General features: G+C 60.3%; 10 protein-coding genes, 1 tRNA gene and 2 pseudogenes. 11 read left to right on the forward strand and 2 right to left on the reverse strand.

The genetic code is table 11. The features are described 5' to 3' along the window. Positions 1–101: 101 nt before the first annotated feature. The 9 genes and pseudogenes from H2170_12635 to H2170_12675 all read left to right on the forward strand — a co-directional run bounded on the left by H2170_12635 (position 102) and on the right by H2170_12675 (position 7,995). Entirely contained in the window at positions 102–518 is a 417-nt protein-coding gene (locus tag H2170_12635) for a nucleotidyltransferase substrate binding protein (GenBank protein MCS6300924.1), read from the forward strand. Further along, positions 511–849, forward strand: coding sequence for a nucleotidyltransferase domain-containing protein (locus H2170_12640; GenBank protein MCS6300925.1), 339 nt, complete (start codon positions 511–513; stop codon positions 847–849). Before H2170_12635 ends, H2170_12640 begins: the two co-directional genes overlap by 8 nt. Then, the gene (locus H2170_12645; protein MCS6300926.1) at positions 839–1,492 is read left to right on the forward strand and encodes a hypothetical protein; all 654 of its coding nucleotides are present in this window, start codon (positions 839–841) and stop codon (positions 1,490–1,492) included. Before H2170_12640 ends, H2170_12645 begins: the two co-directional genes overlap by 11 nt. Continuing rightward, positions 1,416–2,198, forward strand: coding sequence for a hypothetical protein (locus H2170_12650; protein MCS6300927.1), 783 nt, complete (start codon positions 1,416–1,418; stop codon positions 2,196–2,198). Before H2170_12645 ends, H2170_12650 begins: the two co-directional genes overlap by 77 nt. A gap of 3 nt (positions 2,199–2,201) precedes the next feature. Continuing rightward, positions 2,202–2,876, forward strand: a complete 675-nt coding sequence (locus tag H2170_12655) for a DUF3800 domain-containing protein (GenBank protein MCS6300928.1) — start codon at positions 2,202–2,204, stop codon at positions 2,874–2,876. Between the two features lie 196 nt (positions 2,877–3,072). Beyond that, on the forward strand, positions 3,073–3,786 hold the full coding sequence (locus H2170_12660; protein MCS6300929.1) for a hypothetical protein: 714 nt from the start codon (positions 3,073–3,075) through the stop codon (positions 3,784–3,786). 47 nt (positions 3,787–3,833) lie between these two features. Then, positions 3,834–4,130, forward strand: a pseudogene (locus H2170_12665) (cell filamentation protein Fic). Positions 4,131–4,155: 25 nt separating this feature from the next. Then, a complete protein-coding gene (locus H2170_12670) occupies positions 4,156–5,742 on the forward strand; it encodes a DEAD/DEAH box helicase family protein (protein MCS6300930.1) in 1,587 nt (528 codons plus the stop codon). A 321-nt stretch (positions 5,743–6,063) separates the two neighbouring features. Continuing rightward, a pseudogene (locus H2170_12675) lies at positions 6,064–7,995 on the forward strand (HsdR family type I site-specific deoxyribonuclease). A gap of 112 nt (positions 7,996–8,107) precedes the next feature. Here H2170_12675 and H2170_12680 read toward each other — a convergent pair. Both H2170_12680 and speA read right to left on the reverse strand, forming a co-directional pair. Then, positions 8,108–8,182: transfer RNA gene (locus tag H2170_12680), tRNA-Met, on the reverse strand. Positions 8,183–8,223: 41 nt separating this feature from the next. Next, positions 8,224–10,245: a biosynthetic arginine decarboxylase gene (speA, locus tag H2170_12685; protein ID MCS6300931.1), complete on the reverse strand. Its 2,022-nt coding sequence runs from the start codon at positions 10,243–10,245 to the stop codon at positions 8,224–8,226. Between the two features lie 104 nt (positions 10,246–10,349). Here speA and yajC point away from each other — a divergent pair, with 104 nt between their 5' ends. After that, complete coding sequence (gene yajC, locus H2170_12690; protein ID MCS6300932.1) at positions 10,350–10,667, forward strand: preprotein translocase subunit YajC; 318 nt, start codon at positions 10,350–10,352, stop codon at positions 10,665–10,667. 185 nt (positions 10,668–10,852) lie between these two features. Continuing rightward, positions 10,853–13,423, forward strand: coding sequence for a protein translocase subunit SecD (gene secD / locus H2170_12695; GenBank protein ID MCS6300933.1), 2,571 nt, complete (start codon positions 10,853–10,855; stop codon positions 13,421–13,423). Positions 13,424–13,439: the final 16 nt, after the last annotated feature.

The following is a 13,439-nucleotide window of genomic DNA, read 5'->3' on the forward strand; positions in this document are numbered from 1 at the left end:
GAGGTGTACATCGGCAATCAGGCAACCGGGTGTTCTCGGCGCAAGCCCGCGTTTTTACCCTAGGCTCGCACCGGGTGGCTTAACCCCTTCTTTTACCAATCATGAAGCTTGATTTCACCTCGCTGGAGCAATCGATCCAGGCCCTGCGCCGCTCCCTCGACGAAGCCACCCCGCTGCTCGCCTCGTTCAGTCCCGTCATGCAAGACACCGTCAAATCCGGCATCATCCAGCATTTCGAGGTGGCCTACGAACAGTGCTGGAAAGCCATGAAGCGCTGGCTGGAAACCAACGTGAACTCCGAGAGCGTGGACGGAGTGACCCGCCGCGAGCTGTTCCGGCTGGCGGCCGAGAGCCGGTTGATCAGCGACGTGGACGCGTGGATGATTTTCCATCGGGGGCGCAACGAGACCTCCCACACCTACGATGCCGACACCGCCGAGGAGGTTTATGCCATCGCCGCCTCCTTTGTGCCTGAGGCCGAGTGCTTCCTTAAAACCATCGCCGGTCGCAATGATTGACCTCGCCCCGCAACCGTTGGCCACCGTGCGCCGCCTGCTGGCCGCCCACGTGCCGGAGTGCGAAGTGCGCGCCTTCGGTTCGCGGGTGACGGGCAAGCCCAAGCCCTACTCCGACCTGGATCTCGTCCTGATCGGCCCCGCCCGCCTGCCCCTCGGCCGACTGGCCGCCGTGCGCGAAGCCCTGCAAGACTCCGAGCTGCCCATCCGGGTGGACGTGCTCGACTGGCACGCGATTCCGGAGAGTTTCCGGCAGATCATCGCCGCAGGCTTTGAGGTGCTGCAAACGCCCGTGAACGCCGAGTCCGGGAAAGGGGGCGGCCATGGCGGTTAATCTCGAAGATCTGCCACTGCCCGACGAGTTGCCAGTCATCCCTGACGGCTGGCGTTACGAATCGCTTGGCGACCTTGTTGAAGAACGCGGCGTTTCATACGGCATCGTCCAACCCGGAAGCGAAACCACCGACGGCGTGCCTATCGTGCGCGTAAACAACATCCGTAATGGACGTATCGACACGACGGACATGCTCAAAGTCGGCGCCGACATTGAGGCCAAGTTCCTGCGTTCTCGGCTGCGTGGTGGAGAAGTCCTTTTAACGCTCGTCGGAACTCTCGGCGAGGTGGCCATCGTCCGCGATAATCTTCGCGGTTGGAATGTAGCCCGCGCAGTCGGCGTGATTCCCGTTCGCAAAGACCCCGGCAGCCTTTGGGTCTCCATCTGCCTTCGTTCCGCCTTCATCCAGCACTGCATTCGCACTTGGGCAACGACGACAGTTCAAGCAACCTTCAACCTCCGAGACCTGGCGAAGCTGCCAATTCCCATTCCCCCCGAGGGACACGCGCGAAGCCATCGCGTCGGTGCTGGGGGCGCTGGACGACAAGATCGAGTTGAACCGGCGGATGAACGCGACGCTGGAGGCGATGGCGCGGGCGCTGTTCCAGAGCTGGTTCGTGGATTTCGACCCCGTCCGCGCTAAACTCGACGGCCGGCCCCCCGCCGGCATGGACTCCGCCACCGCCGCCCTCTTCCCCTCGCACTTGGAGGACTCACCGCTCGGGCATATCCCGAACGGATGGGGGGTGGCACGACTCGATGAAATCGCATCAGTCATGATGGGGCTTTCTCCCGATGGAGAGAGCTATAACGCAGACGGCGTCGGGATTCCGTTAATCAACGGCCCAGTGGAGTTCGGTGACTACTTTCCGGTGAAAACAAAGTGGACCGAAGATTCAACGCGGTTTGCTGCTGCGGGAGATTTAATCTTCTGCGTGCGGGGCTCAACGACGGGCAAGCGAATCGTTTCCGATGGGGAATACGGCATCGGACGCGGCGTCTGCGCTATTCGAGCCAATGGCGGTTATCACAGCTTCCTCTACCAGACTATCAACGTCGGCCTCGATCGCCTGCTCGAAAAGACCACGGGGTCGGTTTTCCCCAGCCTTAGCGCGCCAGACATCAAAGGCTTCTCCGTGCTCAAACCGAGCAAGGGCATCTTAGAAGCATATGAGCGGACGACTACGTCGCTCATTCAACGCATCCAACAGAATCATCACCAATCCCGCACCCTGGCCACCCTGCGCGACACGCTGCTGCCGAAGCTGCTGAGCGGGGAGTTGAGCGTGGCGGGCGTATCCGCCACGGTGGCGGAACAGGCCGGAAGCCAAAACCTCGCAGGAGGCTAACCGATGAGTGCTCCCGCTGACCGCTTCCTCTACATCTTCCTCGACGAAGCGGGGAACTTGGATTTCTCAAAAACCGGCACGCCCTATTTTCTGTTGGGCGCGGTCACCAAGGAGCGGCCGTTCCATGCCTACAAGGAACTGACGGAGTTGAAATACGATCTGACCGAACGGGGCACGGAGCTGGAGTATTTTCACGCCTCGGAAAACGCCCAGCCGGTGCGCAGTCGTGTGTTTGACGTCATTCGGCGCAATCTGGACGGCGTGCGGATAGATGCGTTGGTGGTGGAAAAACAAAAAACCGGCCCCGCCTTGCAGTCCGAGGAGGCGTTTTATCCCCGGATGCTGGGCTACTTGCTTAAATACATTCTCGAACAGCACGACTTGGGAGTTTTCAAAGAGGTGATCGTGTTCACCGACCGCATCCCCATCCATAAAAAGCGCGAGGCCATCGAAAAAGCGATCAAGGTCACACTCGCCAAGCTACTGCCGGCCACGGCGCGGTATCGGGTTTTGCATCATGAATCCCGGTCCAATCTGGATCTCCAGGTCGCCGATTACTGCACGTGGGCCATTTACCGGAAGTGGAACACCAAAGACCTGCGTTCGTACCAGCACATCCAACCGGCGGTGAGGTCGGAGTTCGACCTGTTCCGCACCGGCACAACGATTTATTACTGATGAGTGCCGGCCTAAAAAGCGACCACCCCGGCTACTCTTGCGAGAGAACCCATTGGGTTCTTGTTACCGGGGTGGAACCTTTAAGTTTTTTAAGCTTCCGCAAAACGGGAGCCCAATTCCTCGCACCCAAGGTGGAGGAATGCGCATACCTATCGACGCACCTTTGTTAAAAGTAAAGTGTTTCGTTTTCACCAACATGATCCTCAACGCATCCATTGTCCAAGACGCCGCCCGCGGCTGGTTTGTGGGGTTGGGCAATGCGGTCGGGTATGGCCCGCACCTGGCCCCCGCCGTGCCGGCTGCATCCGAAAAAGTCATCACCCACGCCCGTATCCGCGAGATGACCGGACTGCATCCTTTTGATGCGACCCGGCTGCTGCAAAACTTGGTGCGGGACGGGTTTCTGGAACCGCACAATCCGGGACGCGGGGCGGTTTATTGTCTGCCGGGGGCGTCTTTGCCCAAACCGGAAGAAGTGTTCGGAGGGAGCTCCGCACAATCGGTGGCGAGCTCCGCATATTTGACGGCCAGCTCCGCACATTTGGCGGCACCGGTGGTGCCCGTTGCCGAGCAGCGGGATGCGGACGGCTGCCTGCTGAGCGAGCAACTGGATGCCCCGGTGATTGATGCACTCGCCCGGCTTACGCCCGAGTTCAGGTCACGGCTGGATAGCCTCTCGACCGAGCCGCGAGCCAAAGCAAAACTCTCCGCCGACCTGATGCGGAAGACGATTCTGGCGTTGTGCACAGGCCACTATGTCGCGCTGAGCAGTTTGGCCGAGCTGGTGAATCGGGACACCGACGCGCTGCGCCAGCAGCACCTCAAGCCATTGATTAAAGAGGGTAAACTCCGGCTCGCTTTTCCCACGGTGCCGACCCACGCCAAACAAGCTTACCGGGCCGTCGAATGAGCCTCCCAACCCTGCCGAAGAGTTCAAATTGAGAGGCGGATGAACCTATGAGCAAAAAGAAGCCAACACCCGGCGGTGGCGCCAAAAAGAAAACCGAAGTCTCCTTGGTGCGCTCGTCGGCGGCGGAATACCTCAGCTTTGTGGCGGCCGGTGGCGACTCGGAGGCCAGCGTCGAAATGCGCTACGAGGATGAAAACATCTGGCTCACGCAGAAGATGATGGCCGCGCTTTACGATGTCTCCATCCCTGCCATCAACCAGCACCTCAAGCGCATCTTCAGCGACAACGAACTAGAGGAAGGTTCAGTTGTTAAGCAGTACTTAATAGCTGCCGCCGATGGCAAAATTACCTAACGAAGCGAGAGACAGTATGAGCCTCAACGAAGCCATTGTCGAAGACGCCGCTTTGGGCTGGTTCGCGGAGTTGGGCTATGCGGTCGGCCATGGCCCGCACTTGGCCCCCGGCGAACCGGCGGCGGAGCGGGCGGGCTTTGGCGACGTGGTGCTGGTGGAGCGGTTGCGCGAGGCGATCCGCAAGCTCAACCGGTCCATCCCCGAGGAGGCGCGCGAGGAGGCGTTGAGGAAAGTGCTGCGGGTGGGGACTCCTTCGCTGGTGCAGACCAACCGGGCGTTTCACCGGATGCTGCGCGACGGGGTCGAGGTGGAATATATTCAGGATGAACCCTCACCCCAGCCCTCTCCCACTGGGAGAGGGAGGAGCGAAGCGGAGGGTGAGGGTCAACGGCGATGGGACATCGTCCGCTTGGTGGAGTTTGACGACGCCCAGGCCAACGACTGGTTGGCGGTGAATCAGTTCACGGTGATCGAGGGGCAGCACAACCGGAGGCCCGACATCGTGGTGTTTGTGAACGGGCTGCCGCTGGGGCTCATCGAACTCAAAAACGCGGTGGATGAGGACGCGACCATCTGGAGCGCCTACGCCCAGCTGCAAACCTACAAGGCGGAGATTGCTTCGCTGCTGCACTACAACGCGGCGCTGGTGGTCAGCGACGGGGTGCAGGCCCGGATGGGTTCGGTCACGGCCAACCAGGAGTGGTTCAAGGTATGGAGGGAGCCTGATAGCTCGCATCCACCCTCACCCCAGCCCTCTCCCAATTGGAGAGGGGGCCGGACGGGTAAGCTCCCTTCTCTCGCTGGGAGAAGGGCCGGGGATGAGGGAACGAAGCCTAAGCTGAGTTTGGAGCTGGAGGTGTTGGTGCGCGGGGTGTTCGAGCGGCAGCGGTTCCTCGATCTGCTCCAGCATTTTATCGTTTTTGAGGAAGATGCGGATTCGGGGGCGTTGCAGAAAATCATCGCCGGTTACCACCAATACCACGCGGTCAACGCGGCGGTGGAGGAAACCGTGCGCGCCAGCGGTATGACCGGAGCGTGGGAGGCCGGCGACGGTCAGGGCAAATCGTGGGCCGGGCGGATGCAGGGCGGCAAGGCGGGCGACCGGCGGGCCGGAGTGGTTTGGCACACCCAGGGCAGCGGCAAGAGTTACTCCATGCTGTTTTACGCGGCGCGGGTGGTGCGGCATCCGGCGATGCAGAACCCGACGCTGGTGGTCTTGACGGACCGCAACGACCTCGACGACCAGCTGTTCGGGCAGTTCCAGCGCTGCGCAGCCATCTTGGGGCAGACGCCGGTGCAGGCGGGCGGGCGCGAGGAGTTGAGGGAGTTACTCAACCGGGCGAGCGGCGGGGTGGTGTTCACCACGATCCATAAGTTCGCTGCGCTCACTCCCTCACCCCCAGCCCCTCTCCCAGGAGGAGAGGGGTGCCACGGTATCGTAGGTGATTCAGCGACCCGCTTGACCCATGTCCAACGGGGCGAGGGGGGCCATTATCGCGGCGGGTTTGATTTTTCAGGGCTCAAGAAACGAGCGCGGGAGATGCGGAACGAACAGACGCCGGCGGAGGAGATGCTTTGGAAGTTGCTGCGAAACGGCAATTGAACGATGCGAAGTTCAGGCGGCAGCATCAGTTTGGAACGTATGTCTGCGACTTCTACTGCGCTGATGCAAAGCTCGCCGTGGAATGCGATGGCGCCGTGCACCTGACTCCCGAGGCAGCCGCACACGACAAGAAACGTGATGCTTATCTGAAGTCCCTGGGGGTCACTGTTCTGCGCTTTGAAAATCGCGTTGTGTTGGATGCGACTGACACCGTCTTGGAATCAATTTACTCCCATCTCCCCTCTACCTCTGGGAGAGGGGCCGGGGGTGAGGGCAATGGTGCACAGAGCGGACGCATGGAAGTCCTGTCCGACCGGCTGCAACATTGTAGTGATCGCCGACGAGGCCCACCGCAGCCAATACGGGTTCGGCGGCAAGGTGAACGAGAAGACCGGCGCAATGTCCTACGGCTTCGCCAGCAACCTGCGCGATGCGTTGCCCAACGCGTCGTTTATCGGCTTCACCGGCACGCCGATTGAAAAGGCCGACGCGAACACGCGCGGGGTGTTTGGTGACTACATTTCCATTTACGACATTCAGCGGGCGGTCGCCGACAAGGCCACGGTGCCGATTTACTACGAGAGCCGCATTTCCAAGCTGAGCCTGAACGCGGCGGCGTTGCCCAAGCTGGATGCGGAGTTCGAGGAAATCACCGAGGGCGAGGAGCTGACCAAGAAGGAAAAGCTCAAAACGAAGTGGGCGGCGCTGGAGGCGTTGGTGGGCGACCCGTCGCGCGTCGCACTGGTGGCGGCCGACCTGGTGGCGCATTTCGAAAAACGGGTGGAGGCGATGAACGGCAAGGCGATGGTCGTGTGCATGAGCCGGCGCATCTGCGTGGATTTTTACGAGGCGCTCATCAAGCTGCGCCCCGACTGGGCCAGCGCCCCGAACGACGATCCCGAAGCCGAGAAGGGCAAAGCCTGCGTGGTCAAGGTGGTCATGACCGGCAGCGCCGACGATGGCCCGGTGTGGGCGGCGCATAGCCGCAACAAGGAGAAGCGGCGCAAGTTGGCCAACCGGTTTAAGGACAGCAAAGATCCGTTCCGCATCGTGATCGTGCGCGACATGTGGCTGACCGGCTTTGATGCGCCCTGCCTGCACACGATGTATGCGGACAAGCCGATGCAGGGGCACGGTCTCATGCAGGCCATCGCCCGGGTGAATCGAGTTTTCCGCGACAAGCCGGGCGGCCTGGTGGTGGATTACCTCGGTCTGGCCGACCAGTTGAAAAAAGCCCTCGCCACCTACACGGAGAGCGGCGGCCAAGGAGATCCGGTGATCGACCCGGAGCAGGCCATTGCGGTGATGATGGAAAAACACGGCATCGCCTGTGACCTGATGCACGGGTTTAGCTGGGACAAGTGGACCAGCGGCAAACCCGCCGAACGCCTCGCCCTTCTACCCGCCGGCCAGGAGCACGTCCTGGAGCAGGCGGATGGCAAAAAGCGCTTCGTCCAAGTGGTGACGGAGTTGTCACGGGCGTTCGCCCTGTGCGCGGCCAGCGATGACGCGACCGAGATCCGCGATGACGTATCGTTTTTCCAGGCGATTCAGGCCGCGCTCAACAAGCAAACCACCAACCACCGCAAGACGCCCGAGCAGGTTGACGCCGCTATTCGGCAGCTCGTCTCCGGTGCGATCATGGCGGACGGCCAGATCATCGACGTGTTCTCGGCGGCGGGACTGCCCAAGCAGGACATCAGCATCCTGAGCGACCAGTTCCTGTCCGAGGTGCGCGGGCTCAAGCACAAGAACGTCGCCGCCGAGTTGTTGGAGAAATTGCTCAAGGACGAACTCAAGGTGCGCTCGAAGCGCAATCTGGTGCAGAGCCAGGTGTTTTCGGAAAAGCTCAAGAAGACGCTCAACTCCTATCACAACCGGGCGATTTCCACGGTGCAGGTGATTGAGGAGCTGATCAAACTGGCGAAAGACCTCGATGCCGCCACCAAGCGCGGCGAAGACCTCGGCCTGACGGATGACGAGGTGGCCTTCTACGACGCGCTGGCCGCCAACGAGAGCGCCTTCGTGGCGATGGGTGACGACAAGCTCCGGGTGATAGCGGCGGAGTTGATTTCCAAGGTGCGGCAGAGCGTGACCATCGACTGGACGCTGCGGGAAAGCGCGCGGTCGAAGATCAAGATCATCGTGAAGCGGATTCTTAACAAATATGGGTATCCGCCGGACTTGCAGGAAGAGGCTGTGAAGACGGTGTTGGCCCAGGCGGAGCTGCTGTGCGCGGATTGGGCGCGGTAGTCCACGGCGGGCGAGGCGGTGGGCGAGGCAGACGGGCCCAGAAAGGGCCTGGACAAAAAATAAACGGGCATAAAAAAGCCCCAAAAACTCTTGTAAGTCTTTGGGGCTAAAGTGGTGCCAGAGGCCGGGATTGAACCGGCGACCAAAGGCTTATGAGTCCTCTGCTCTACCACTGAGCTACACTGGCGTTAGCCGAAAGGCGGAAGCAAAATGGCCGGACGCCACTTGTCAAGAGTGCGAACCGTGCGAGCCGCCGGATTTTGCCCCAGCTCCCGAGCGGGCCGCTCCGGCCGCCTTGGCTTTGGGCGCGGACTTGGGCTTACGTTTGGGCGTGCGCTCAATGTTGAGGTAGGTCTTCGAGCGCATCTGCTCCTCGTAGAATTCCACCAGGCGCACGCCTTCACGCGGCTTGACCAGGTCCTTCTTGGTGGCGGAGTCGATCTGCGCCTTCATCTTGCGGGTCAGCTCCTCCCACTGGTACTGCACGCCGTCGATCACGTCGGAGACGCGGCTGCCGGCCAGCGCCTCTTCGATGTAGTAGCCGTTGGGCTCGTCGGGCTCCAGAAAGACGTGCACCTCGTTGACGCGGCCGAAGAGGTTGTGCAGGTCGCCCATGATGTCCTGGTAGGCTCCGGTGAGGAATACGCCGAGGTAATAGGGCTTATTGTTAAGCGGGTGCAGGGGAAGGTGATCCTTGGTGTCCTGCAGGTCGATGAAGGTGTTGATCTTGCCGTCGGAGTCGCAGGTGATGTCCACCAGGATGGCGTTGATCGAGGGCTTTTCCTCAAGGCGGTGCAGCGGGGTGATCGGGAACAGCTGCTTGAGCGCCCAGTGGTCGAGCAACGACTGGAAAACCGAAAAGTTGCACACGTACTGGTCGGCGAGCAGCGCGTTGAGGTCATGCAGCTCCTCGGGGACGTAGCCGACGTCGCGCGTCTCCTTGGCGATTTGCTCGCACACCTGCCAGTAAAGCGACTCGGCGGCGGCGCGGTTTTCGAGGTCAAGGTAGCCGAGATTAAAGAGGTTAAACGACTCCTCCTTCTTCTGCATGGCGTCGTGGAAACGCTCCAGCATGCCCAGCTTGGACTTGTTTTTGAGCAACAACTCCAGGTCGGTGACCACCTTGTGTTTGACCTTGGGCAGGTGTTGCTGGCCGAGGGTTTCGCGCTTGTTGATGCGCTCAAACACCTCGACCACCAGCATCGAATGGGGGGCAACCACCGCGCGGCCCGACTCGGTGACGATATCGGGCACGGCGACATTGGAGGCGACGCAGATGTCGCGGATGTTGGCCACCACGTCGCGGGCGTATTCGGCCATCGTGTAGTTCATCGACGACTCGAAGTTGGTGCGCGAGCCATCGTAGTCGATGCCCAGGCCGCCGCCGCAATCCAGGTAGCCCATGGGGAAACCCATTTTAACGAGCTGGCAGTAAAACCGGGTGGCCTCGATCACGGCGTTCTTGATCGTGATGATGTTGGGCACCTGCGAACCGATGTGGAAGTGCACCAGCTTCACGCACTGGGTGAGCTTGGCTTTTTTGAGCTTCTCAGTGGCGAAAAGGATCTCCGCGGTGTTCAAGCCGAACTTCGCGTTGTCGCCGGTGGACGACGACCACTTGCCCTCGCCGCGCGTTTGCAATTTGGCGCGGAAGCCGATCAGAGGCTTAACCCCCACCTCGGCGGCGATGGTGATGATGTCGTCCACCTCGGTGAGCTGCTCGACGACGATGATGATTTGTTTGCCGATCTTGCGGCCCAGAAGTGCAAGACGGATGTAGTCGTGATCCTTGTAACCGTTGCAAATGATCAGCCGGTCGGAGCCCTCGTGCATGGCCAGAGCGATCATGAGCTCGGGCTTGGAGCCGGCCTCCAGTCCGTAGCCGAAATTTTTGCCCGCATCGACGATCTCGTCGACGACCTCGCGCAGCTGGTTCACCTTGATCGGGAACACACCGCGGTATTCGCCCTTGTAGCCTTCTTCCTTGATGGCTTTGCGGAACAGCTCGTTGAGCTGGGTGACGCGGTGGTGGAGCAAGTCCTGAAAGCGGATGACCAGCGGGGCCTTGAGGCCCATGCCGACGGCCTCGTCCACCACATCCATGATACGAATCTCGCGGCCATCGGCGAGGGGCTGAACATTGACGAAACCGTCAGCACCGGCACCGAAGTGGCCGGAGCCCCAACGCTTGAAACCGTAGATTTCTTCGGATTGCGCGACTGACCAGGAGGAGGCGGATTTGCTTTTCAAAAGAGGGAAAGGTGTACGAGCAGGGTTATGGCTTGCGTTCAGAAAGGTGGAAGCGGTTATCTAGCTGTTTCATTTTCCAAAAACCACAACTCGAAATAACAACCATGACACACGTCGTTCTTGCCCCGTCCTTTCTCGCCCAGCAAGCCGCCCCCGGCGGCGGTTTTGGCCAGATCATCTTCTTGGTACTTATGTTCGCCGCAATGTACTTTTTGATGATCGCCCCCCAGCGCAAAAAGCAGAAAGAGCACGCCAAGATGCTTGAATCCCTCACCACGGGCGACGAGGTCGTCACCTCCGGCGGCATCTACGGCGAGATCACCAACAAAAAGGACGACCGCTACGTCATCCGCATCGCCGAAGGCACCAAGATCGAAGTCGGCAAGGCATTCATCCACGCCTTGGTTAAAAAGTCCGACTAAAACCTTGGGCTGCTTCAGACTGGCGGGTGGGAAGCGGTCCAGCGTACGCCTTTCCCCCGCCCCGTTAGTGGCGAACCCAGCCACCTACCGCGCTCAGTCATAGACTGGGTGCGGTTTGCCCGTTTTGCGCCATGGGCCTCCTTGAAACCGCAGGCGTGATTACCCCAATTTTAACCAAACTCAACATGCTTAAACGCAACTTCTGGAAGCTGACCCTCAGCTTTGCCATCGTTCTCTGGGCGCTGTCGTCGCTCCTGCCGATCAACGACCGGCCCTTTGCCGAATTCGCCGCCGAAAAGGCCAGCGCCAAATCGGCCGAGTTCTCGGCCCTCATTAAAGAATCCGCCGCGCGCGTCGCGTCCAAACAATCCCCCAGCGTCTTTGTGGCGCTCAAGGTCATTGCCAAGGAGCGCAAGCTCGACCTGACCACCTATTTCCCGCAGTTCCCGATCGAGGCCTCCTTGGGCAACGTCGAGAAGCGCAATGCCATTTTGCTCGATCACTTGCTGGCCCAGTCCAAGGGCAAGCTCCAGCTCGGCCTCGATCTCAAGGGCGGCATCGCCTTCACCCTGGAAGCCTCCGATGTCCCCGGCGCCGCCAACCTTGGTGACGACGAGCGCAAACAAAAGCTCTCCAAGGCCATCGAGATCATCGGTGAGCGTATCAACGGCCTCGGTGTTGCCGAGCCCCTGATCCGTGCTGTCGGTAACAACCGCATCGAGGTCCAGCTCCCCGGTATCAACACCAACGACAACCCCGAGGTGGTCGCCAGCGTGCAAAAGCCTGCGCGCCTCGACTTCCGCCTGGTTTATCCCTTCGGCACTCCGGCCAGCGTCCCTGAGACCCCTGCCGGCTACGAGGTGCTTGAGCTCGAACAGGATGTTCGCGGCCAAACCGTCACCGACACTCTCTACGTCAAGCGCCTGCCCTCGATGACGGGCGACGGCGTCTCGGGCGCTTATCCGGTGATGGATGAGTTCGGCCGTTTTAAGATCAACCTGCGTTTCAACCCAGCCGGTTCGCAGCGTTTTGCCGAAGTGACCCGTGAGATCGCCGAGTACTCGCAGCAACTCCAGCAGCAGTCGGGTAATGCCAACGCCCGCGCCCGCCTGGCCATCGTGCTGGACGGTAAACTGTATTCCGCCCCCGGCGTGGAAAAGGAAATCTCCGGCGGCTCCGCCGAGATCTCCGGTAACTTTTCCCAGCGCGAGGCGTTCGAACTCTCCAATGTGCTCAACAACCCGCTCGACCTGCCCTTGCAGATCAAGGAGCAGTACGAGGTCGGGCCCTCGCTCGCCGCCGACTCGGTCGCCAGCGGCAAATTGGCGTTCATCATCGGCACGGCGCTGACGGCCGCGTTTATCGTCTTATTCTACACTACGGGCGGCTTACTGGCGGTGATCGCGATGGGCCTCAACGTTGTGATCATCCTCGGGGTGATGGCCAGCATTGGGGCCACCTTGAGCATGCCTGGCATCGCCGGTATCGTGCTGACCATCGGCATGTCGGTGGACTCCAACATCCTGATTTTCGAGCGCATGCGCGAGGAGCTCAAACTGGGTAAATCGCTCAAGTCCGCACTCGAAGCCGGTTTTGAAAAAGCCTTTTCGGCCATTCTTGATGGTAATCTCACCACGCTCATCACCGCTGCGATCATGATCGCTCTGGGCTCCGGTCCGGTGAAGGGCTTTGGCGTCACCCTGGCGATCGGTATCTTTTCCACGATGTTCTCCGCCTTGGTCATCAGCCGCCTTTTCCTGGATTGGGCAATCCATGGCGAGTTCGTCAAAAAAATGCGCATGGTTTCGGTCCTGCAGACGACCAACTACGATTTCTTAAAGTATGCCCGTGGAGCCTTCATCGTCTCCTGGCTGATCGTACTCGCCGGCATCGCCACCGTTTTGGTTAAAGGTAAGGACATCTACGGCATTGATTTCTCGGGCGGTGACCAGGTGTCCCTGTCATTCGAAAAGCCGGTGTCTTTGGCCGAAGTCCGCAAGGTGGCTGCCAGCCAAAACATCAGCGACATCAGCTTGTCTTACACCAAGCAAATCGGCGGCGAGACCGAGGTCTTGCGCCTGACCACGCCCTTTGATCAGGCGAAGCTGGTGGTGAAGGCCCTCCAAACCGCCCACCCGTCGGCTGGGTTTAAGCTGGTGAGCGAAGCGCGCATCGGGCCTTCGGTGGGGGATGAAATTAAGTCCAATGCGGCCTGGGCCATCTTCTGGTCCTTGGTGCTGATTCTTATTTACGTGGCATTTCGCTTCGAGGTGGGCTACGGCATCGGCGCGGTCGTTTCCACGCTGCACGACGTGCTCATCACGATCGGCGTTTTTGTGATGATCGGCGGTCAGTTTAACGCCTCGATGGTCGCGGCCATCCTATTGATCGTGGGTTACTCGATCAATGACACGATCGTGGTCTTCGATCGTATTCGTGAGGAGCTGTTACTGAATCCCACCACGACCTTGCGCAACGTGATCAACCGGTCGTTAAACCTGACGCTGTCGCGAACGATCATTACGGGCGGCACCACCTTCATGACGGCGATCGTTCTCGCCACGGTGGCGGGCGGCGAAGTGCGCGACATCGCGATCACGTTGATCATCGGTGTCATCACCGGCACCTTCTCCTCGCTCTTCATTGCCAGCCCGATTTTCTTCTGGTGGCACAAGGGCGACCGGCATCACGTGGAAAAGAGCCATGACACCAAGCCTGTCTACGAGTGGGACGCCGGCAGCAAGCCGTCGCAGTAACCCTGCGTTTCCGCAC

It is taken from the genome of Opitutus sp., from assembly GCA_024998815.1.
Classification (GTDB): Bacteria; Verrucomicrobiota; Verrucomicrobiia; order Opitutales; family Opitutaceae; genus Rariglobus.